Source organism: Haloarcula mannanilytica (genome assembly GCF_005406125.1).
GTDB lineage: Archaea > Halobacteriota > Halobacteria > Halobacteriales > Haloarculaceae > Haloarcula > Haloarcula mannanilytica.
On record NZ_BIXZ01000018.1, the window covers coordinates 1 to 22,063 of the forward strand.

The window sequence follows — 22,063 nt, forward strand, 5'->3', positions numbered from 1 at the left end:
CAAGTACCGGCTTGTGCCTGATCTCTCGTCGCTGAAAGACTACATCTTACGAGGAGTGAACACGATCAGCGAACCAAACATTTGGCCGTATCTTATCGGTAAAGATTCGACTTAATCACTATCAGACACTGGTGACCAAGCTGTCCTCGACGAAGCAGCGCCGATTACGGATCACCTCAGCCGTGTCGTCTTCCCAGCCTTCTCACTGAATCGGGACGATGGCTGTGAGATTCATGAGAACGCGTATTGGGACTTACAAACGTACCTCGGACTTCGTGAGGGGCTGGCTGCTAACGAAGGAGCCCGCAGCTTCGTCTATGAATCGACCCGGGACCGGACACCGCTGGGTTACGCTCATCGCGAGCACATCCGCGACCTGTCGATTGAACAGATTCGAGAGATGTACCGGCGAGCAGTGAATCGATTACTGGATGAAGTCGCAGAGACGAAAGAGTTCTTCCGAGCTGGAATCGTCGCTATCGATATTACGGAAGCCGACCCGTTTACTGGGAATCGGACGGGTCACGAGGACGAAATCATCGGCACGAAGGAGAAAACCGATGAGTACGCCTATCAGTGGGCCACTGTTCAACTGGTCGGCAATGCGGTCCCAATCGTATTGGATGCACGGCCTGTACGAAAAGGCGAATCACGGAAAGAGATAGTTGAGGATCTGCTGGATTCAGCCCAAGACGCCGTTCACGTCGATAACGTACTGATGGATCGGGAGTTCGACAGCCAGCACATTCTGGAGATGCTCAGCCAACGAGGGCTTTCGTATGTGGTGCCGAAACGAATGCAGACCAGCGAGAAAGCCCAGGCCAAAGGCCTGCTCCAGCGGGATCAAGACCGATACGAGACTGATAGGAAACTCCATCTCGGGAAGAACGAGTGGCACGAGACGACGCTGATCTACCGACGCAAAGAAGACGCTGAGCATGATGATTACCGGCAGTACTCGGTGTTCATGTCGAATTATGGGGGTAGTTTCCTCACCGAGTACGGGTATCGCTGGGAGATCGAGAGCGGATACAAATCGATCAAGCGGTTCATGGCCGCTACCACATCGAAGCATTTCGGGCTGCGATTCTTCTATTTCGCGTTTGCGTGCCTGCTGTACTCGATTTGGCGAGCGGTGGACCTGCTCTTGCAAGTCGAATTAACTGGTGAGTATGAGCACTCACCGATGGTGACGGCAGATAATACGCTGACACTGCTGAAGAAGCAAACTGGAATCGGGTAGAGAGGAGACTCAATCTGGGATAGCACGGTGTTTGAGTGCCTACACTTGCGAAAATCTCCATAATCCGGCGATACAGTCAGGGGTTCAACATGAAGGAGTGATTGAGAGCCAATCTGGAGTGGTTTCCACTCGACGATTCGGCCAAATGCGTGTATTTGGACAATTAAATGAGCGAAAAACAGGCCAGATTTGTTATCAAACACCCGATATTGGTGCTCCGATGTTCGTTATTCCCAGCATCCGAGGATGTCGAACTACTCTGTCGCCTTTGGTAGTTTCAGCGAGTAACTTGTATCGTAAGAAACTCTCAGAAACAAATGGCATTTTAATATCAAACCTTTCTGACTAGACTAGTTTTATATGATTTCATCTCCACACGTTTACATGTCGCCCCATGGAAGATAGTCAAGATACTGTTGCCCTCCAATCGGCAACGCAGGTTACGAGACGGACTGCTATCAAATCCTCAGTCGGAATGATTGGCCTAACCCATCGGACTCGGTTCTGCGGCTGAAGATCAGGACTCTCAGTCCAAATCAACTGTCGGAGAAACTGTATTCGGTGAAGTCGGTTTCACCCTCAAAAACCCGCAGGTTGACGCAGTCGGCCATCAAGACCCACTACCAAGATACGGCTACGACGAGGACTCACAGGAAGTAGTGTTCACCCTCCTGTCCGATGAGACCCGTGAACTGATCCAGTCAAATTCGGCGGTCGTTAGAGCGAACTCTTACGAGTCGCTCCCGCATATCGTAAATACTGGTCGGACAGGAAAGACTGTCCCCCTGAAGACGAACGAACAACTCACTACCACTCAGGTGGCCCTCTTGGATTCAGAAATACAATTCCCTGCGATTCGGGTGCGGGAATTGTCCGAGAATCGGATCGAGATCGCACATCAAGATGAGCGTGTAGTTGCGTCGCCAGAAGAGGCTGTCGGGCTGGACGTTGCGACACCGGGCCGCGGCCAGAATCCAGACGATCTCGAACTCCGGTACGTTGCACAAAACTACGGACAAGTAAGTGTTGCAGAGATTGAGGAGGAAGATCAATGACAGTCGAATTCAAGATTTGGAAAATGGAAGAGCTTGTCGAGCCTGGATTCGCCAGTGCGGCCGTCGACGCAATCGAGCTACTAGATAGCCAGATCGACACCAATCTTACAGCAGAGGTTATGAGTCCGGATATTCCGACGTCTTATCGATCTGATTTTGGCAAGTTCATTGAAGACGACATGGTTCCCCACGTAGTCGAGAATGAGGGCTGTCCGGCCGATAATGAGTGTCACATCGGGATTGTAAATACAATAAAACTAGGTGCGGGGTACACTCTCGGACCGGTCAAACAAAAAGGAAATCCATTCCAGACACACCCAGACTGTAACAGCTCTGAGGCTGGTGCCGCTGGGGTCAATACGTATGCTGCACTCGGCGGGACTCCGACCTATCCAGGAGGTGATGATAACTTCGAGGTCACTGTCATCCACAATGCCATTCACGCGCTCACTGCGGATGATATAGATACACCATCAGACGACTGTTCCCAAGACCACTCTCAGGACCACTCTCTTGGCGAAATCAATTCATCATCCCATGTGTCACCGGCACAAATATGGTACACAACTGCTGTCCTATCGGGCAACCTACCACCTTGTGACAACTGCTCAGGCAATCCAGAAAAACCCGCTGGCGGTTCCACAACCGAGATAAGCTCCTGCACAAAAGATGCGATTGCTTACTCGTCTGACAAGCTAGGATACTAAAAAAAAGAACACTGGTTATATATTTCGGAGAATCTGTAAAATGGGAACGAATTCAAAAAACCGATTCATTGGTTGGGCGCTAATTATATTTGCAGTAGCATTGCTTATTATCTCTGGTTTACTCATTGGTGCTCCCTCGGAGCCGGCGACTAGAGCTTACACCACAGAGACGAATGAATCGCAAGTGTCTCCGGATGACGAGGTAGTCAGTTACAATAACCTTTCAGCAGCGGGCCAAGACGTGTTTGACCAAGCACTCCGTGCTGATGGGATTACCACAGTGAATCAGGCCCCGCCAGATTTCGACTATCCAGATGATACAATGGACTATACCTACGTCGAAAAAAACGGGACTATATACACTATAGGCACTGGATCAAATCCATGCTGGATATGTGCCTTCGTGGAGCCACTTGGTATCGTGGCTGGGCTCGCGGGGGTCATCCTGTTGGTGCTCGGAGTGTCCCGCCGCAGGAACGGAGACGCCGACGCTACAGAGGACTAATAATCGGTGGAGTTTCCCTTTGAAGGCCTCGTTTCAAGTCGCCCGTAGATCGCATTCAAAACCGCCTACCGGAACCCAGTGGTAGAGCGGTCCTCATCATATACTGACCACTCAGCATTGATTCTTATACGGTTCGTCGAAAGACAATACGGCCAATCGGTTCTACCGGGCACTCTAAGTCTTCAACATAATCAACAAGCTGACCGACCAACTCTGAAGTACTGAGCAGACAGGAGGTTGAGTCGTATGCATTAAGATGACCGGTCTCAACTTCTCAATAAATGGGTTTTATATATCTATATACAGTTTATTATTTCTCCAAGGATCAGTAATTAGGAAGTAGAACTCTTCTATCCAAGGAATATTGGATATACACCTCTTTCTTATATTGGTTCTGATTATTCTCATAATCAGGACCAGTTTGAAGTACCTCGACGCCCTCGGGTAAGCACGAATACTGGAACCACCTCAGGACGGCGCTTCCACCGGGGTAGAGCCACCAAGAAGAAGATCGCAGCGGCACGGAGGGGAAACCGATGGCTGACCGTACGCTTTCGACGCCAGCTTCGAGCACTACCTCCAAGACAAAGGAAAAGGCCGCGGTGGCGACGGCGGGAACTATCGACGAAACGCTGCACGCGAGCTCGAGCGGTTCGCCGAGTGGGCCGTCGGCGATCGCGGTGACGATGACTGGACCGGAATCGTCCCCGATGATATCGATAGGGGACCTACCTTCGGCGAGCTCGACGAACGCGTGTTCCGGGAGTATGCCAGACATCTCGTTGGGGATCGGGGACTCAGGCAGAATACTGTACAAACATATTATCGCTATATTTCTGCGTGGGGTGGCTGGTGCGTCAACGAGGGATACCTTGAGGCGCATTACGCGCAACGGGCGAGTGCGATGGCCCCGCTTCCCGAGGACGACGGCCGCAAGCCCGGCGACCAGCAGGCCTGGACGTCCGAACAGCGCCACGAGCTCACTCGTCATGTCGATGAGCGAGCCCGGGATGCTGTTGAGGCATACATGACGCTTCCGGAAGAGGATACTGACCCCCTCGACAAGCAGCGAGCCCGTTACGAGGCGCTGAAAGCGGCTCGTGACCGGGCTCTGGTGTTCGTACTTGCGTACACCGCTGTTCGAGTTGGAGAACTGCTCCAGGATCCAAATGACCCACGTCGGCGTGGTGTTCGTTGGGAAGATATCGCACTTGACGACGGAAGTATGGATGTCTACCGCAAGAAACAGCAGTGGGACGCCGCCAGTCTTCCCGACCCGGTTATCTCGCCGCTGCGAAGCTACCGGAAGCTGATGGATCCACCGACGGACCGCTGGCCAGTGTTCCCGACGTTTGACCAGCGGACGCTCGCAGGGCTCGTCCAGGATGAGCTCGCCGAACGAGGTAAACGCCCGGAAGCAATTACCGAACGTCGTGAAGATCACGCTCGCGATCTACTACTGGCGATCGAGGAGGATATTCGGCCGCCGTCGATCACGACAGACGGCGCACGGTCAATTCTCCAACGGCTGTCGGAGGCCACAGAGATCGATATCGACCATCCAAAACACGATTATCTTGCCCCTCACGGCGGTCGTCGAGGGATGGGCGAGGTGCTTGTCCGTGCTTTCGGGTACACGGTGGCTGCCCGATATCTCGATAACTCCGAAGAGATGGTTCGAGAGCGGTATTCGCACATTGAAGCGGGGGAATTAGGCGATGTCGCCACAGAAGCACTCAGTGAGATCGATTCGATTTGAGTACACCACAGCAAGATTTAGCAGAGTAAGGATTAATTTAGAACCGGCACTGACAGGGTGATCCACCTACTTCGAACGTTCATATAGAGACAACCATTGATTGATAATCTCCACTGAGGGACGTTCAACGATATTGACCGCCGAGTTAGGCATGACGGACATCCCCAAACTTTCCGTACACTTTGTGGATTCGTTACATGCTACGTTCGTCGTACGAGTTTACGGCCCCTCTCCTACTCAGTCTCGTATGTACCCACTGAGTGAGAGATACTACACTTCACAAAACTGGAAGATGACGTGCCAGAAATCACAGGGCCGAGATCACCGGAATGACGGAAGACCACTATCCCAAGGGACGTGCACGGTTAGTCAGTCCCGTATCTTGCGACGGCTTCGTCGGCATTCGTCGCATTACTCCACGCGGCAAACCCGTTCGGACCCATGTACGAGCCGGTGATATCTGGTTAACGGGCACCACAAACGGTAAGTATGAGTTCAGCGAACCAACACTCATGCGAGCCTGTGAACTCTCAGCTGTGGGTGAATTCTCCTACGTAGAGCGGGAGCGACCGAGCATCAAACCGGACGAAGTCCTGGTCCGTATCGACCGTGTGGGCATCTGTGGGTCGGACATTCACTACTACCAAAACGGCGAGAACAGCGGGAACGTGGTGGATTTCCCCCATGTCCTCGGCCACGAGTCCGCCGGGACTGTCGTCGAAGTTGGCGGTGACGTACGCAAGGTGACCGAAACCGACCGCGTGGCCATTGAGCCCGGACTCCCATGTGAAGACTGTTCGTACTGTGCAGACGAGGACACGTACCACCTGTGTGAGGACATGGAGTACATGTCTTCGCCGCCCACAGATGGGGCGCTCGTCGAGTACGTCGCGTGGCCGGCGCGGTACGTCTACCCGCTTCCCGAGTCCGTTTCGCTCCGCGAGGGAGCGCTGGTTGAACCGCTGAGCGTCGCCATGCACGCTTGTGAGCGCGCCGGGGTCTCGGCGGGGGATTCGGTGCTCGTGACCGGCGGCGGCCCCATCGGGCAGTTAGTCGCTGAGGTCGCGATGGCGCGGGGGGCCGGCCAAATCGTGCTGACGGACGTGGTTGAGGAGAAGGTCCGACTGGCCGAGGAGCGAGGCGTAGACTTCGGCGTGGATGTCACTACCGACGATCCGATCGACGTAATCCACGAGAACATCGACGAGAACGGCGTCGACATAGCTATCGAGAGTTCGGGTGCCGAGATCGCAATCGAGACGACCACAGACGCGGTCAAGCGCGGCGGTGACATCGTGTTCGTCGGGGTTCCAATCGATGCCTCGTTGCCGACCGACGTGGTCGGGATCATCGGCGACGAGTACGACTTCCGGGGGTCGTTCCGGTTTAGCAATACCTATCCGGACGCTATCGAGGGCATTCGGACCGGCCGCTTCGACGTCGATGGTATCGTGAGCTTTGAGCGTGGATTCGGCGAGACGCAGGCGGCCTTCGATCAGGCGGCTGAGCCCGAGAGCGTCAAGGGCGTCGTGCGAGTCAGCGACGAGCTATAGCGAGCTGTTGTCGTAGCTACCGTCGACGGTGATCATCTCACCGGTCGTAAACGAGGCCGCGTCGCTAGCGAGATATACGGCTGCACCGGCAATTTCGTCGGGTTCCGCGACACGCTCCATCGGCGTCCTGTCATCAATTTGTGCGCGAAGATCCGTCCCTTCTTCGAACGCGTCGCCAGCCAGCGGCGTCACGACGAAGCCCGGCTCGATGGCGTTGACACGGATCTCGGGACCGAGGTCGGCAGCTGCGGCCCGTGTGAGACCATTGACCCCACTCTTGGCCGCACAGTAAGCCGGTCGTTCCTCGCGGGCCTGCCCAGCAGACATGGACGAAATATTGATGATACTCCCCTCGTCCATCTCCCGGCCAAAGACCTGACACGCACGGAATACGCCGGTGAGGTTAGTATCGATGTCGAGTTCCCAGTCATCCATGCTCATCTCCGTGACTGACCCTCGCCCGACAGAACCCGCGGAGTTTACCAATACGTCGATTTCGCCGAGCGCAGTCGATGCCTCGTCATACAGCCGTTCAATGGAGTCCATCTCGCGAACGTCACAGGTGACCTCCGTGGTTTCAGCGCCGCGGTCACGAAGTTCGGCGGCGGCGTCTTCGACAGCGTTTTCGTCCCTGCTCGTCGCAACCACGTCGGCTCCATCGTCCGCGAACGCGAGGGCGATGGCGCGACCGATACCGCTCGTTCCGCCGATGACGACAGCCGATTTATCCGCGACACTGACCGTTTGCGTTGCTGTTTCGCTCATACAAGTAGGGTATCCACGACACAACGTGTTACTCTTACGGTTGCCCAATCGAGAGAGAAACGGTTCGGATCGTCAGGCGAGCCCCATCACACGGGGGAGCCACAATACGACGCTCGGGAAGACGATGGCAAGGATGAGCGCGATAAGCAACGGGACGTAGAACGGGATCATGTTCTTCGTGATCTCCTCGAGGGACACGCCTGTGACGGCGTTGAGGACGAACAGGATCACGCCAAACGGTGGCGTCAGCAGGCCGATCATGAGCGTGATGATCATGACAACGCCGAAGTGGATGGGACTGATCGCCGTCTGCTCAATGATTGGCAGGAAAACGGGCGTGAGGATAGTGATCGCCGCGATGGTTTCGAGCATCAGCCCGACGACGAACAGCACGCCGGCGATCAGCAGTAGGATGATGAGCGGGTCGGTTGAGACCGTCGTGACAGCCTCCGCAAGCACCTCCGGCAGCTGAGCGCGCCGGATGAGGAACCCATACAGCGCGGCCGCGGCGACGATGAACGTAAGCGACGCCGTGCGGGTCATGCCATCCTCGAAGCTTTCGAGGACCTGTTCCCACGAGAGAGCGTCGTAAAAGACGTTCCCGATGAGGAGCGTATAGAACAGTGCGATTGCGCCCGCTTCAGTCGCCGTGAACAACCCGCCAAGGATGCCGCCGATGATAAGAATCGGCGTTCCCAGTGCGGGGAGCGCCCGGTACGCGGTCTGGGCGATCTCACCGACAGACCACCAGTCGCCTCGTTCGTAACCCCTTCGGTTCGCGTAAATGGCACACAGAACCATCAGCCCGAAGGCCATGATAACTCCCGGCACGAGGCCGGCGATGAACAGCGTACCGATGGATACCTGCGCAATGACGCCGTAGATGATCAGCGGGACGCTGGGTGGAATGATCGGTCCGATGATCGACGAGGAACCGGTCACGGCGACGCTGAACCCTTCGTCGTAGCCCTCCTCACGCATCGCACGGTACTCGATAGCCCCGAGACCGGCTGCGTCCGCCGCGGCTGTACCGGTCATGCCTGAGAAGATGACGCTCGCGATGATGTTCACGTGTGCCAATCCGCCGCGGATCGGTCCGACGAGTGCCTTAGCGAAGTCGAAGATCACGTCAGTGAGCCCCAGAGCGTTCATTAGGAGTCCTGTCTGAAGAAACAGCGGAATAGCGAGCAGGACAAACGAATTGCTCCCGCTGACCATCGTCTGGGCAACGAGGAGTGGTTCGAACGGGATCGATGTTGTCCACATGAGGATCAAGCTCGTCAGTCCCAGCGCGTAGACGACGGGAATCTCGAACAGATACAGAGCGAGCAAGACACCGACGAATAGTGCCAGAAGTCCAATGTCAGCCATTAGACGCTCACCTCTGTTTCTGTGTGCCGGTCGCCGACCCGCCTCTCAATCATCGTCGTCCCCCTTCAGGTCATTGAGGATGACTTCGGGCGCGACCACGACCTGCCACAGGTCGCGGATGCCATAGATTGCGATGACGATCCCGCCTACGATTGCTGGGACGTAGAGCCACGCCTGCGTGAACGGGGGGTACGTCGGCAGCGCGCCGATAACCGAACCCTGGTTCTGCAGGTAAAGCGGATACGCCCCAGAAATGAGAACGCCCACGAACACAAGGATGAGTAGCGTCCGGAGCACAGTCAGCACCCGGATCGTTCCGTCGGAGAGCCGCGAGACGAGCAGATCAAGTGAGATGTGTTCGCGTTTTCCACTCGCCACGGCTGCACCAATGAAGGTAACGTAAACGAGCAGCATCTGTGAAAGGTTGACAGTCCACGGCAGGCTGCTGCCGATGAACGTGCCAAGCACCCACCGTGTCAGTATCTGCAGTCCCACGACCAGTATCATCAACGCGTACAGGGAAAGCGCGAATACCGTAACTCCTCGGTCGAAGTACCGGGCGAGGGACGTAGTAGCGTCATTTTGGGCCATGCGTTGTATGTCTCGGGACCGTTCTCAAATGTTTCGCACTTCTTCCAGAGACGGCTCCCAGGTCGATTCGAACTGGGCACGGAGCGGCTCCTGGGCCGCGGAGAGCCACGCCTCTCGGTCGGGCTCGACGATGTTCATTCCGTTACTCTCGAGTTCATCGATGGCCTGTGATTCGGACTCTTGGATGTCGCTACTGAGGCTTTCGATGCTCTCGGTGAGCGTGTCCGTGAGGACTGTTTGATCGTCGTCCGACAGCGAGCTGAACGTGTCTGTGTTGAACGTGAACCAGCCGGTCGAAGCCAGATGTTGCGTCAGCGTGTAGTGGCTCTGGACCTCGTACAGCGACGCGGAGCTGACGGTTTCAGCAGGGTTTTCTTGGGCGTCGACGACACCCTGCTGGAGCGCGCTGTACAACTCGTCGAACGCGACGGTCGTCGGGCTGGCTCCGATGCCTTCCCAAATGTTCACCCACGGTGAGAGGTCTGGAACCCGGAGATTAGCTCCCTCGATGTCTTCGGGGGTCTCGTAAGCCTGGTTGCCGGACGTGTGCCGGTAGCCGCGGTAGACGGGCGGTCCGACCAGCCGCTGATTCCCTTCCTCTCGCAGGCGTTGTCGGCCGTCGTCAAGGTAGTCCGTCTGGAACGCCCGCTTTTGTTGCTCCCAGTTCTCGAAAACGAACGGGGACTCAACCCAGAAGTTCTCCGGATCGTAGTCGATGACCCACCGGGTACCGATGATCGTCCCATCAATCGAGCCGATTCGGGTCTGCTCCATGACTTCGGACTCCCCGCCGAAAGCGGCCTCGATGGTGATGGAGACGCGGTCATTGGTTTCCTCAGCGACTGTCTCCGCCCACGAATTCGCCATTTCGTTGATGACGTGGCCGCTGGGGAAGACGCTCCCGATGAGCATCGACTGGCTCTCGCCGCCGGAACTCCCGTCGCCGGACGTACTCGTTCCTCCCGAGTCGGCGGTTCCATCACCGCCGGAGCCACCGTCACCGCCTGAGCATCCCGCGAGAGACGTGACTGCGCCGGCTCCGCCAAGTAGTCCGAGCTGTTCGATGAAACTGCGTCGACTTTTCTGGGGCATACACTATTAACCGTCATAGGCCCACTATTTATATCTTCCCCAATTAATCATCGCCAAGTTCTGAATGGGGGCTCAGAGCCGTCACGACCGACTCACGGGCACACCGAAAACCGACGTTACCTGCCGAAAAAGAAGCGTCCCGTAGATATTCTGGTCGTTATTCGGACTGTTCGAGCAGCCCCTTGATGTAGCCGACCGCGAAGAGCCGCCCCATGTCGGTGTAGCCTGCGTGGACTCCCTCGCGGTCCTCTTCACCGAGCATCTTCGGGACATGGTCTGGACGGATCGGACCGTCGAACCCGACGTCGCGGTAGGCCTCCATTGCTGCAAGCATGTCCGTCGGGCCGTCGTCATGCCAGGTCTCAACGAACGAATCGGGTGACCCCTCAACATCGCGGAAATGGACAAAGTGGATGCGGTCTCCCAACCGCTTTATCGCCGCTGGAACATCTGTCTCCATCGCGGCAAAGTTGCCCTGACAAAACGTCACACCATGGTTCGGACTATCGTGGAGCGAGAGGATGCGTTCGTAGTTGTCGACGGAAGTTACGAGGCGCGGAACCCCGCGTACTGGGGAAAGCGGCGGATCGTCGGGATGCAGCGCCATGTTGACGCCGGCCTCCTCGGCGACTGGGACGACCTCATCAAGAAAGTATTCGAGGTTCTCCCAGAGTTCATCCTCGGTGATGTCGGCCTCGGGGTGGTCGTCGGCGCGCTGACTCCATTCGTGATCGTAGCCCGTCTTGAGTGAGCCCCCTCGGTCCGGGATCGAATCGGAGGTCCGGAGGACGCCGACCGGATTCTCAGTCCAGACCCAGCAGTACGTCTCGATACCAAGTTTGCCCATATTTCTGAGTAGACGTTTCACCGTCGCAATCTCCTCGTCGCGACCATCCTTTCCAAGGACAGTGTTCGTCATCGGTGGCCTGTCCTCGACGACGTGGAGTGGGATACCATGATCCTCGAACCGGTTGCGTGTTCGAAGCAGTGTGTCGTACTCCCACCAGTCATCGACACCCCAGAAACGGACGACACCGGACGTAACGCCCAACTGTTTGGCGAGTGTCCATCGTCTATCCGGTGAGGGTGGCAACATCAGTGCCGGATCCATACGAATGGTGAGAGTGGCCGCCCTATTTGTAACTTTGGTCTACAGCAAGATGTACCGCCCTACTGCTTTAGGCCCGTCAAGGGCCGGTGGATGGACGAAGCCGCAACTATAATTATAAATAGGTATGGATAGTCCACTCATAATGGATCTATGGGATTTGAGTCCAAACGCACGGGCAGATACGTTTGACGACTCTCGCATGCATGAAGAGAGGTCTTAATCGTACGTGACCTTCACTTCGATGACGTTCGTTCGGTCCTTCAGCGCCGGTAGTAGCTCATTTTCAATCCGAGCGTCGTTGAATCGCTCCTTGGGCCCTGAGAGCGACACCGCACCAACGACGTTCTCATCCACAGTGATTGGAACGGCAATTGAGCGGATGCCAGTCCGGCGTTCTTCGTCTTCGAGTGCAAACCCGTCCTCTCGGATTCCAGTCAATTCATCGATAAGTCGCTCTGGTGTGTCGATGGTGTTTGAGGTGGCCGAGGGGAGTCCATGGTCCTCGACGATTTGCTCGACATCATCCTCTGCGAGTTCCGCGAGAATTGCCTTCCCCAACGCGGTCCAGTGCATGTTGGTGAACTCACCGACGAGTGCGTTATCATAGACCGCCTCATTCCCTTCAGATTGGTACAGAATGACGCGCTGGCCGCCTTCCTCAACCCCGAGATTAGCCACCTCGCCGGTGGCCTCTGCGAGCGCATCGATCTCCTGCTTCGCCACGGTGTAAACGCTCAGGTCGTTTCTCACGACCGCACCATCCCGGAGAAATCGGAGACTGAGACGGTAGCCGTTCTCGTCTTTGACGAGATAACCGACATCTGCCAGGGTCCGGAGATGGACGTGTGCCGTGCTCGTCGGCATATCGAGCTCCTCTGCAACGTCGTTGATACGCATCGTGCCCGACTTCCGTACTAGCGCCAAGATTCGGAAAGTGCGCTCCACGGCACCGACCCGCTTTCCACCATCTTCCGTGTCGTTTCTGACCATGTTTGTATTATCACGACTGCTCAAATAAATTCTACTATCAGTGGATTCGAGAGCAGATATCACAGCATCCACTTGTACAATACCGACTATGTGAGAAACGTTAACGTAAGCTGAGGCATCTATTTCCACTAATAGTGGAAAGAATTCCACAAGGAGAGGTTAAGATAACATATGTACTCTTGTTACGGTTTTCTCAAACAGTAGTTATTGGGCAGATTTACAATCTGCGGTCTTCGAATAAGATGCCACTCGAAAGTATCCCCTGATGATAATACCAAGAATCGAACGAGAATTGAGGAGAGCCACTTAATTTGATCTTTCGGCTGAACTGTCTTTCGGAACAAAAGATTCGGCGATGGACTACGTGACCAAGGCGGATACAGAGACACAGCGCCGTATCATTGAGCGAATTGCCGAGAACTACCCCTATGCGACAATCGTCGGTGAAGAGGGTGATGAACTGAAGTCCGCCCCGTCGGATGGAAGCGCTTGGGTCATCGATCCAATCGACGGAACCTCTAATTTCGTTCATGACATCCCGTTCTGGGCAACTACCCTCGCAGCGGTCTCAGATGGTGATACCGTCGGAGGGGTGAGGTGCTCGTCCAAGCATTCGGGTATACAGTTGCTACCCGGTATCTCGATAACTCTGAGGAGATGGTCCGTTGGCGATACTCCCACATCGAGGCCAGCGAGCTCAGTGATGTGCGACGGAGGCGCTTAACGAGATAGATTCTATTTGAGGACGAGATGTCTACAAGAATATATTACGACCGTCAGCAGTGGAGACATGCATTCACAAACTGTTCTCACTGGTCTTCTACGATAGACTGACGCTGACTACCCACTGGAAAAGGGAGCCTCAGAGAAACTACTCGCGTAAGGATAACGAGAGTACATCTGTTATCTGATTCCTACCGCGAGGATCACCGTCTTCGGAAAAACAGATTTGCTACGAGCATGAATTGTCTAACCTAATCGTCGAATTATCTCCTCAAGCCAGGAAAGTAGCGGGTGAGCCCGAATCTATTGTATCGAGAAGGTGGAATCTGTACGAGCGGATCATGTAAATCAGTGCGAAGTGGACAGGCCGGTTGTCAATGGATTTCATCGTCAGATATCATACACAGATTATCATTGATATTTAGCGATCAATTGTTTACCCAGAATAAACATCCGGGTCTGAGAGAGTTATTCGACCCCAGTAACTACTATCATGGTTAGTGTTGGAATAGACTGGGAAGTCATGTACTCTCGGACAACAGGGCTTAGATCCGAAAGTTAGACTGCGTCGCTTTGGAACAGTCGATGTCGTCAGTGCTGTCCGATTGGACGAAGGAGGTGTGTTGTTTACTTACAATAAACGAACTGTCCGTCAGGGGCACAACAAGTTCTACACCACACACGGCTGTCGGTTATGCGATCGTGCTGTGTGAAACAGCGGAGCATTTTCTCCGGCAGCGGATACCGCCGCCGGCAGACGGACAAAGCTACCTCTCTCGAATCCAGACTCGCATCGGGTTCGGACCCCGGTTGTTCCAGGCGTAGTACGGCACAGCGGTGATCGGAGCAGTCGTCTCGTCCGTTTCGTCAGCCGAGCGGTAGAGTTCCCCGTCCCAGTCGTCTTTCGAGGGAACGGTCGCTGTCCCTTCCAGGGTGACGACCCCGTCCAGAAGCTCCTCGTGATGTGTCACCTCAAAGTCCGTCTCCGGATCGATCGCGTACTGATACAGCGGCCGCTCGTTGTCGACGCCCTCGAGACAGTACACCAGTGGCCCACGCTGGAGGGCGACCCGGCCGATGTCGGCCTCCACGTTTGGATGTGCTTCGAGCACCTGCACGTCCATCTCGAACTCGGCGGTGATCCGGTCGTCGTCCCAGATCCGCTCGATCGTGACGTACCCAGCTTCGGCATCGACGGCGATTGGATTCCCGTTCACAGAGACAGTCACCTCGGTACACCACTCGGGGACGCGCAGACGAATGGCGAAATCTGTCGCCTCCATGGCCTCGACGTCAATCTCGACCGTCCCCTCCCACGGGAAGTCAGCCGTCTGTGTCAGCGTCGCCGTTGTCCCATCAATTGTCGGCCTTGCAGTCCCCGAGACGTACTGGTTTACGTAGAGCCCGTCGTCGTCGACTGCGTAGAGGTACTGTTCGAGAGATGCGAGCAGGCGGGCGATGTTCGGCGGGCAGCAGGCACACTCGAACCAGCCCTCACGGTCGTGATCCCCGTCGCTCTCCAAGACATTATCGTAGAAGAACTCGGTCCCGTCCAGTGACATACCGACGAGCATGGCGTTGTACAACTGCCGCTCGATCAGGTCGGCGTACTTCGCCTCCCCGGTTTCCTCGAACAAACGCTGGTTCCAGAAGATGCTCCCGATTGCCGCACACGTTTCAGCATAGGCAGTTTCGTTCGGCAGGTCGTAGTCTGTCGTGAACCGTTCGCCAGCGTGCTGGGACCCAATGCCGCCGGTGACGTACATTCGCTTTTCGGTCATGTTGCGCCACAACAGATCGAGGTGCTGGAGGAGGTCGTCGTCACCCGTCTCGGCGGCGATGTCCGTGGCCCCAGCGAAGTAGTACATCGCCCGGACGGAATGCCCTTCGACGGCCTCCTGTTCACGCAGCGGCGCGTGGGCTTGGGCGTAGCTACCGTTGTACGAACCGTCTTCGAGGAACACGCCCGCAGCTTGGCCAGCGATACCGTCATCGCTATCCTCTGGGTCGTACCCAGCGATCTGTTCGATGTTCTCGAACTCCCAGGCGAGTCGATCGTCGTGCCCGCGGAGATCGACGAAGTACCTCGCCAGATCCCGATAGCGAGGCTCATCAGTTACTTCAGCGAGTTTCATCAGGGCAAGTTCGATCTCTTGGTGCCCTGGAACACCCTCGACCTCGTCGCCAAAGATCCGGTCGATATGGTCGGCAAAATCGATCGCCACGTCAAGCAGTGTCTCCGTACCGGTAGCTCTGTAGTGGGCGACGGCTGCCTCGATCAGGTGCCCCGCACAGTACAGTTCGTGAAGCATATTGAGATTCGTCCAGCGCTTCTCGGGCTCCTCAAGAGCGAAGTACGTGTTGAGATACCCGTCCGCGCTCTGGGCGGCGGCGATCAGATCAATTACGTTGTCGACGCGGCGGTCGAGTTCGGGATCGTGGTGGTTGGCAAGAACGTAACTCGCCGCTTCGATCCACTTGTAGGCGTCCGAGTCCTGGAACCACATTCCGTTGTGGCCACCTTTTTCGCCCGCGCTGGCCCGCCGGAAGTTCTCCAGAGTCCCGGACTCTTGGAGCTGTTGGTACTGGTACTCGATGGTCTTCTCACGGTTCACCTCGCGCCAATGTCGCCAGAAGTCGTCCGCAATCTGTACACTCTCTATTGCCATCGGCTCTCGCTGCTCACACATCAGCTAGATTCGAATTAGCAAACTATATAAATCTATTGTAAGAAATCCCATATTGAGTCTCGTCACGATCATACTGAAGGGCAGGGATACAGCCACTGCACAACGGAGGAAGCCGGAGCGGCGTCCGCTATTGGTGATCTGTGCCGTCTTCTAGGAGACGCTCGTGAGTTTCTGTTTCATCGGTTTCATGCGACAGTCCGAGTCCCACTCGTCAAGCATACCGAGTTTAAGGGATAAAGATGATAAAGATTTATATAACACGATTGTGACCATGCAAACTGCATGCGAAATATTAACAGGCGACGGGTACTGAAAGGTATCACTACGGCAGGCGCAATCGGTCTGGCTGGCTGTCAGTCCGGAAACAGCAGCGAAAATGGCAACGGAGCGAGCTCCGGCACGGTCCAGATCACACTCCGTGAGCGGGACGACCCGATGGCCGCGTACGAGCCAGGTTTCAACGAGGCTCAAGAGAACATCGAATTGACTGCGAGTATCCAACCGCCCGAGGAGAAATACCGGTCGCTTATCTCGGAAATCAACGCGGGCAAGGCCCCCGAAGTGGTCGGCCTCGATGTGATTTACCTACCGCGGTTCGTCCAGCTTGGAGCCCTCTCGGACCTCGGGTCGCTCAACGAAGACCTCGGGCACGACGACTACTTCGAACCGTTGACCCCCGATTTCACCACGTGGAATGACACGGTACACGCACTCCCGTTCTGGATTGACTGCAGCGTGTACCTGTACAACAAGGCCCATTTCGAGGAGGCTGGGATCGACCCCGAGAGTCCGCCAACGACGTTCCAGGAGTTTCTCGACGCATCTAGGGCGATCAGGGACAACACGGACTATACGCCCCTGTCACTCAATCTGGCGGGGTCGAATGCCCTCGGCCTGGAGCTGTTCTTCTTCATGCCCCACGTCTGGGCCGGCGACGGCAAACTGTTCAACGAGGAGATGACGGAGTGTCTGATCGACGAACAGCCCGCCATCGACGCCGTCAACTTCTTCAAGACGATGGTCGAGGAGGACCTGTGTACGGACCCAACGTCTAACGACACGTGGACGTTGCAGTCGTTCATGAACCAAGAGACGTCGATGGCGTACTCTGCGGGGTTCATCTCACATATCGAGGAGGAGTCTCCGGAGGTCTGGGATAACATGGCCACCGCGATGTTCCCCAAGCCCGAAGGGGGTACCCAATCGAGCTTCCTCGGCGGCAACAGCGTCGTCATTCCGAAGGGAATCACCGAGAACGAGGAGAAGTTCAACGCCGCCAAGGAGTTCGTTCGCTGGTCACAGTCCGAGGACGGCATGCGGACGACAGTCGAGGACATCGGGTACCTGCCCCCACGACAGAGCGGCCTCGAAACGGAGTTCGTCGAGGAGAACGGCCACCTGTACGACGCGTTTACCCGGGCGATGGAGCAGGGACACGCACCACCGATGCACCCGAAGACCATCGAAATGCAAGATCCCCTCAACAACGCACTGGCTCGGGCGCTACTGGGCGAACAGGAAGTCGAGCCAGCGCTATCAGAGGCCAAGTCGAAGATAGATAAAATCCTGCAGGGTTGAGATGGGTCACCAAGTACGTCCTACAACACTACAACATGTCTGAAACACAAGATAGTCTGGTAGGGAAACTAACGACCGACAGGTCCCAGCTAGACTGGCGCCCGTACGTCTACTTGCTTCCCGCGTTCGTGATGGTCGCCATCTTCCTCGCGTATCCGCTCGTGGATACGTTCCTCCTGAGCTTTCAGGAGGTCGTCACCCTCGGGGGAGAAACGAGATGGGTCGGGCTAGACAACTACGTCGCTGTGGTTACCGATCCGCTATTCTGGGTGGCAGCCAAGAACACGCTCATCTTCAGCGTCGGGATGATCGTCCTCCCGCTCGTGCTCGGACTCGGGCTCGCGATGGCGATCAATCGCGGCATTGAGGGACGGTCGTTCCTCCGGTCGCTCATCTTCGTCCCGGTCGTCGTTCCCATCGTCGTGGCCGGGATCGTCTTCAGCTGGCTGCTCAGCCCCAACGGGCTGGTTAACTGGCTACTGACGACCGCCGGTGTCATCGAAGAGCCGGCACGGTTCCTGAATTCGACTACTCTCTCGCTGCCGAGCGTGATGCTGATGGTCCTCTGGAAACGGACTGGCTACTACATGGTCATCCTCCTCGCCGGCCTCCAGGGGCTCCCCGACGATGTCTACGAGGCTGCAAAGATAATGGGTAAGTCCCGCTGGGCGATGTTCCGACACATCACGCTGCCGCTGCTCAAGCCAGCGATCCTCATCACGCTCGTCCTCGGGATCATCGACACCGTCCGCGCGTTCGCCCACGTCTACGTCATGACCGGCGGCGGTCCCTCGAACTCCAGCGAGATCCTGTCCACGCACTTTTACCAAGTCGCGTTCGGGTACTTCAACTTCGGGAAAGGCGCCGCGTACGGGTTTATCCTGTTTGGAATGGCGCTCGTGTTCTCGACCATCGCAATCAAGCTGTCGGGGGGAACGGAAATATGAGCGTTACCGACGTGTTCGCCACGGACCAGGACGGGTTCCCTTGGGAGCAAATCGTTCGCTACGTCGCGGTCTCGCTCGCGGCGCTCTTCGTCCTAGTTCCGCTCTACTGGATGGTAGCAACGAGCCTGAAAGACCCGTCACAGATCGGGATCTTCCCGCCGACCCTCGTGCCGAGCCCGGCGACAGTCGAACCGTACTTCGAGGCGTGGGAAACCGGACCCTGGGGACAATGGTTCCTGAACACGATGCTCATCAGCGGCGGATCGACCATTGTGACGCTTGCAATCGCGACCCCCGCGGCCTACGCACTCGCGAGGTTCGACTTCCCCGGCTCAAATCCGATCTACCTGTTGTTCCTCGGGTTACTGATGATCCCAGCCCAGATTCTCCTCATTCCGCTGTACAACCTGCTATCGACCCTCGGGCTCGTCGACACACGGTTGGGGCTCATCCTCGTCTACAGCACGTTCTTCCTCGCGTTCTCTATCTTCCTCCTGCACAGCTTCATGACGAACCTGCCGGAAAGTCTAGAGGAAGCAGCCAGGATCGGTGGGATTCCCGAGTGGAAAATATTCTTCCAAGTGATCCTGCCCCTGGTGAAATCAGGACTGACAGCGACGGGGATGCTAATCTTCGTCTTCACGTGGAACGAGTTCCTGTTTGCACTGACGTTCCTCAAGTCGGAGCAACTGTACACGATCAGTGTCGGCCTTCAGTCGTTCCAAGGAATCCACGGCGCGACCGTCTACAACCAACTCTTCGCAATGAGTACGCTGGCGACCCTGCCGGTCATCATCCTGTTCGCACTGTTCTCGGAACAGTTCATCGAAGGAATCGCGGGCCTCGAAATGCAATAATCACGGTGAAATAATGGAGATACAACTACACGACATCACGAAACGATTCGACGAATTGGTCGCGGTCAACGACCTGTCGATGACAATCAGGGACGGGGAGTTCCTGACGCTCGTCGGTCCATCTGGTTGTGGCAAGACGACCACACTGCGGATGATCGCCGGTCTGGAGACGCCCACGGACGGCATCATCGAATTCGGGGGCGAGGATATGACCTACGCGTCCCCACAGGAACGCGAACTAGCGTTCGTCTTCCAGGCGTACGCGCTGTACCCTCATATGTCGGCGCGAAAGAACATGTCGTTCGCGCTGGAACATACTGACATCTCCGAGGAAGAGATCGAACAGCGAATTAGCGAGACCGCCTCGATGCTCGGTATCGAGGAGCACCTGGACAAGAATCCACCCGCTCTCAGCGGCGGCCAACAACAGCGCGTCGCGCTCGGACGGAGCATCGTCAGAGACCCCGAGATATTCCTCCTCGACGAACCGCTCTCGAACCTCGACGCGAAACTGCGCGTGAAGATGCGCGCGGAGCTCCAGCAGCTCCACCGCGAGATACAGACGACGACCATCTACGTCACGCACGACCAGGAGGAGGCGATGACAATGTCGGATCGGGTCGCGATCCTCAACAACGGCGACCTCCAGCAGATTGACACACCCGAAGTTGTCTACTCACAGCCGGCGAACCGGTTCGTGGCCGGGTTCATCGGGAGCCCATCGATGAACTTCCTTGACTGTCGATTCGAGGAATCTTCCGGGACGATACAGACAGATGCGTTCACTATCGAGGCGCCCAGCGAAGCCTCGGGAGACATCACGACGCTCGGAGTCAGACCGGAGGAGTTGACCATCGTACCCACCAGAGACGGGGACTTCTCGGCGGAAGTCACCGTGTTCGAACAGATTGGTGCGTACAACATCATCCACTTGGCGGTCGACGGCCTGGATGAGGGGATCGTGGCGCAAGTCGACGGATCGAAACACTTCGACGCGGGAGACACCGTCGGCGTTGACATCGACCCCAAACACGTGCATCTATTCGACGCAAACGACGAGGCGGTGTACAACCCACCACTAGCGTCCGAAGAGTCCACAGCCCTGGTGTAGCGAGAAGGCTATTCAGTTATCACGGACCGCAGGGAAACCACAGCTAACGTATATCGCCGCAAGATCGGTCGACCGAGAAGTTCAGTCACGGCAACTACGTCACGCCCCATCGTCGAACCGGTGGAGTAGTCACCGCTTCTAGCTGAGTGACAGCGCCAGCAGGTGTTTGGATCGGAAGAGCCCGTATTAGCGTTGTCGCCGATAGAGTTTAGTAAACACGTATACCAGTCTATCCACGAGGAAGTAACACGTGCTCAAATCGAACGAGAAACTGTTTCGAATCATAGAACTCCTTCTTGAGAACGGTCGTGCGGGCGTGACGGAACTCGCAGACGAGACGCTATACCACAAGAGCACTGTGTACACCCACCTCCAGACGTTACAGGAGAACGGACTGGCGTTCAAGTCCGAGGGGAAGTATCAGCTGTCGCTGAAGTTCCTCACTATCAGCGACCAGATCAGGAATCAGCGGCCGGTTTACCGACACGGGCACGAGGAAATTGACAGCTTAGCAAGCGAGACAGGCGAACTCTCGTATCTCGCCGTCCCGGAGGACGACGTGGTCACGATACTCCACTACGCGAGAGGCGAGAAGGCGACGCTGTCTGTCACAGCCGGTTCGACGGTCCCTATCACGGAGCACTCGGTCGGTAAGATGCTGCTAGCCCTCAGATCCGAAACAGAAGAATACATGCCTTCGGACGTGTTCGTGGATTCAGCCGAGGACATCTCGGAGGCCGTAGCGGAAGCGCGACGCAATGGGTTCGTCATCTCGACAGAACGCGACGGGAGCGGGCCATCCATCGCCGAACCCGACCAGTCGGGCCCCCGTTCGGAGTCCCATCTCACGGACGTCCAACACAAGACGGTCGCCGCCCCCGTCCTAGACGAGAACGATGAGCCCCTAGCAGTCGTCGCCATCACCGGGCTGTCGAAACGCATCAACGGAGAGTATCAAGAGCGAGTCTGCCAACAGGTCGTCCGGGCCGCGGCCGTCATCGAGCGCAAGCTGGATGTTGAACAGACCGTTCGCGCATCGAACCGCAGCTAACTGAATCAGGCGAGCCGCATCCAGACGATCATCGATGTCTGGCCGCGGTTGTTCCGGGCGTAGTAGGGTATTGCGGTGAACTCGGTCGTGGACTCCGTGACTGACTCCATCGGCTGGTACAGCGTGTCCCGCCACTCATCGAGATCCTGGACGCTCGCCTCTCCCTCGAGGACCGTCATGCCGTCCAAAATTGACTCGGTGTAGCGGGCGCTGATCGAATCCGGGTCCGAAAGAATGAGATGATGTACCGGCTGCGGATTATCGACGGCCTCCAAACAGTAGACGAGCGGTCCCCGACGCAACGCGGCGTGCGCGCTGTCACTTTCGACCTCAGGGTGTGCGACCACCGCGTTCGGTTCCATTG

Annotated in this window: 17 protein-coding genes and 4 pseudogenes; 13 read left to right on the plus strand and 8 right to left on the minus strand. The window is 56.5% G+C overall.

Features of this window, described 5'->3' with window-relative positions:
- Positions 1 to 121: 121 nt before the first annotated feature.
- The 6 genes and pseudogenes from Harman_RS20450 to Harman_RS20475 form a co-directional block, all read left to right on the plus strand.
- Positions 122 to 1,243: pseudogene (locus Harman_RS20450) on the plus strand (transposase); the annotation flags it as partial.
- Positions 1,244 to 1,902: 659 nt separating this feature from the next.
- Positions 1,903 to 2,298, plus strand: coding sequence for a hypothetical protein (locus Harman_RS20455; RefSeq protein ID WP_137685534.1), 396 nt, complete (start codon positions 1,903 to 1,905; stop codon positions 2,296 to 2,298).
- Entirely contained in the window at positions 2,295 to 3,005 is a 711-nt protein-coding gene (locus Harman_RS20460) for a hypothetical protein (RefSeq protein ID WP_137685535.1), read from the plus strand. Before Harman_RS20455 ends, Harman_RS20460 begins: the two co-directional genes overlap by 4 nt.
- A 40-nt stretch (positions 3,006 to 3,045) precedes the next feature.
- Positions 3,046 to 3,510, plus strand: coding sequence for a hypothetical protein (locus Harman_RS20465; protein ID WP_137685536.1), 465 nt, complete (start codon positions 3,046 to 3,048; stop codon positions 3,508 to 3,510).
- A gap of 556 nt (positions 3,511 to 4,066) precedes the next feature.
- A pseudogene (locus Harman_RS20470) lies at positions 4,067 to 5,269 on the plus strand (site-specific integrase); the annotation flags it as partial.
- Positions 5,270 to 5,805: 536 nt separating this feature from the next.
- Positions 5,806 to 6,822: an NAD(P)-dependent alcohol dehydrogenase gene (locus Harman_RS20475; protein ID WP_235007291.1), complete on the plus strand. Its 1,017-nt coding sequence runs from the start codon at positions 5,806 to 5,808 to the stop codon at positions 6,820 to 6,822.
- On the opposite strand, the gene Harman_RS20480 is transcribed toward Harman_RS20475, so the two are convergent.
- The 6 genes from Harman_RS20480 to Harman_RS20505 form a co-directional block, all read right to left on the minus strand.
- Positions 6,817 to 7,587, minus strand: coding sequence for an SDR family NAD(P)-dependent oxidoreductase (locus Harman_RS20480; protein ID WP_137685538.1), 771 nt, complete (start codon positions 7,585 to 7,587; stop codon positions 6,817 to 6,819). The genes Harman_RS20475 and Harman_RS20480 overlap by 6 nt on opposite strands.
- A 72-nt stretch (positions 7,588 to 7,659) precedes the next feature.
- Entirely contained in the window at positions 7,660 to 8,958 is a 1,299-nt protein-coding gene (locus Harman_RS20485; RefSeq protein WP_137685539.1) for a TRAP transporter large permease, read from the minus strand.
- A gap of 45 nt (positions 8,959 to 9,003) precedes the next feature.
- Positions 9,004 to 9,549, minus strand: a complete 546-nt coding sequence (locus Harman_RS20490) for a TRAP transporter small permease (RefSeq protein WP_137685540.1) — start codon at positions 9,547 to 9,549, stop codon at positions 9,004 to 9,006.
- 24 nt (positions 9,550 to 9,573) lie between these two features.
- The gene (locus Harman_RS20495; RefSeq protein WP_137685541.1) at positions 9,574 to 10,641 is read right to left on the minus strand and encodes a TRAP transporter substrate-binding protein; all 1,068 of its coding nucleotides are present in this window, start codon (positions 10,639 to 10,641) and stop codon (positions 9,574 to 9,576) included.
- Positions 10,642 to 10,798: 157 nt separating this feature from the next.
- Positions 10,799 to 11,752, minus strand: a complete 954-nt coding sequence (locus Harman_RS20500; protein WP_200831021.1) for a mannonate dehydratase — start codon at positions 11,750 to 11,752, stop codon at positions 10,799 to 10,801.
- A 216-nt stretch (positions 11,753 to 11,968) separates the two neighbouring features.
- Complete coding sequence (locus Harman_RS20505) at positions 11,969 to 12,742, minus strand: IclR family transcriptional regulator (protein WP_137685542.1); 774 nt, start codon at positions 12,740 to 12,742, stop codon at positions 11,969 to 11,971.
- A 355-nt stretch (positions 12,743 to 13,097) separates the two neighbouring features.
- On the opposite strand from Harman_RS20505, the pseudogene Harman_RS20510 reads away from it, so the two are divergent.
- Positions 13,098 to 13,277: pseudogene (locus Harman_RS20510) on the plus strand (inositol monophosphatase family protein); the annotation flags it as partial.
- Positions 13,278 to 13,324: 47 nt separating this feature from the next.
- Positions 13,325 to 13,485 (plus strand): annotated as a pseudogene (locus Harman_RS21840) (site-specific integrase); the annotation flags it as partial.
- Positions 13,486 to 14,232: 747 nt separating this feature from the next.
- On the opposite strand, the gene Harman_RS20520 reads toward Harman_RS21840, so the two are convergent.
- Positions 14,233 to 16,155 (minus strand): glycoside hydrolase family 127 protein, encoded by a 1,923-nt coding sequence (locus tag Harman_RS20520; protein ID WP_137685543.1) that lies wholly within the window; start codon positions 16,153 to 16,155, stop codon positions 14,233 to 14,235.
- Positions 16,156 to 16,437: 282 nt separating this feature from the next.
- On the opposite strand from Harman_RS20520, the gene Harman_RS20525 reads away from it, so the two are divergent.
- The 5 genes from Harman_RS20525 (at position 16,438) to Harman_RS20545 (ending at position 21,699) form a co-directional block, all read left to right on the plus strand.
- Positions 16,438 to 17,733: an extracellular solute-binding protein gene (locus Harman_RS20525; RefSeq protein WP_137685544.1), complete on the plus strand. Its 1,296-nt coding sequence runs from the start codon at positions 16,438 to 16,440 to the stop codon at positions 17,731 to 17,733.
- 35 nt (positions 17,734 to 17,768) lie between these two features.
- Positions 17,769 to 18,680, plus strand: a complete 912-nt coding sequence (locus Harman_RS20530; RefSeq protein WP_137685545.1) for a carbohydrate ABC transporter permease — start codon at positions 17,769 to 17,771, stop codon at positions 18,678 to 18,680.
- Positions 18,677 to 19,537: a carbohydrate ABC transporter permease gene (locus tag Harman_RS20535; RefSeq protein WP_137685546.1), complete on the plus strand. Its 861-nt coding sequence runs from the start codon at positions 18,677 to 18,679 to the stop codon at positions 19,535 to 19,537. Before Harman_RS20530 ends, Harman_RS20535 begins: the two co-directional genes overlap by 4 nt.
- A gap of 10 nt (positions 19,538 to 19,547) precedes the next feature.
- Positions 19,548 to 20,648, plus strand: coding sequence for an ABC transporter ATP-binding protein (locus tag Harman_RS20540; protein WP_394347839.1), 1,101 nt, complete (start codon positions 19,548 to 19,550; stop codon positions 20,646 to 20,648).
- A 250-nt stretch (positions 20,649 to 20,898) separates the two neighbouring features.
- A complete protein-coding gene (locus Harman_RS20545; protein WP_137685548.1) occupies positions 20,899 to 21,699 on the plus strand; it encodes an IclR family transcriptional regulator in 801 nt (266 codons plus the stop codon).
- A gap of 5 nt (positions 21,700 to 21,704) precedes the next feature.
- On the opposite strand, the gene Harman_RS22100 is transcribed toward Harman_RS20545, so the two are convergent.
- Positions 21,705 to 22,061, minus strand: coding sequence for a hypothetical protein (locus tag Harman_RS22100; protein ID WP_327411454.1), 357 nt, complete (start codon positions 22,059 to 22,061; stop codon positions 21,705 to 21,707).
- Positions 22,062 to 22,063 lie beyond the last annotated feature (2 nt).

Coding starts and splice junctions, on each gene's coding strand:
- Harman_RS20465 (WP_137685536.1), top strand. CDS start 3,046: ATGGGAACGAATTCAAAAAACCGATTCATTGGTTGGGCGCTAATTATA.
- Harman_RS20490 (WP_137685540.1), bottom strand. CDS start 9,549: ATGGCCCAAAATGACGCTACTACGTCCCTCGCCCGGTACTTCGACCGA.
- Harman_RS20505 (WP_137685542.1), bottom strand. CDS start 12,742: ATGGTCAGAAACGACACGGAAGATGGTGGAAAGCGGGTCGGTGCCGTG.
- Harman_RS20485 (WP_137685539.1), bottom strand. CDS start 8,958: ATGGCTGACATTGGACTTCTGGCACTATTCGTCGGTGTCTTGCTCGCT.
- Harman_RS20525 (WP_137685544.1), top strand. CDS start 16,438: ATGCGAAATATTAACAGGCGACGGGTACTGAAAGGTATCACTACGGCA.
- Harman_RS20535 (WP_137685546.1), top strand. CDS start 18,677: ATGAGCGTTACCGACGTGTTCGCCACGGACCAGGACGGGTTCCCTTGG.
- Harman_RS20520 (WP_137685543.1), bottom strand. CDS start 16,155: ATGTGTGAGCAGCGAGAGCCGATGGCAATAGAGAGTGTACAGATTGCG.
- Harman_RS20530 (WP_137685545.1), top strand. CDS start 17,769: ATGTCTGAAACACAAGATAGTCTGGTAGGGAAACTAACGACCGACAGG.
- Harman_RS20480 (WP_137685538.1), bottom strand. CDS start 7,587: ATGAGCGAAACAGCAACGCAAACGGTCAGTGTCGCGGATAAATCGGCT.
- Harman_RS20495 (WP_137685541.1), bottom strand. CDS start 10,641: ATGCCCCAGAAAAGTCGACGCAGTTTCATCGAACAGCTCGGACTACTT.
- Harman_RS22100 (WP_327411454.1), bottom strand. CDS start 22,061: ATGGAACCGAACGCGGTGGTCGCACACCCTGAGGTCGAAAGTGACAGC.
- Harman_RS20500 (WP_200831021.1), bottom strand. CDS start 11,752: ATGGATCCGGCACTGATGTTGCCACCCTCACCGGATAGACGATGGACA.
- Harman_RS20460 (WP_137685535.1), top strand. CDS start 2,295: ATGACAGTCGAATTCAAGATTTGGAAAATGGAAGAGCTTGTCGAGCCT.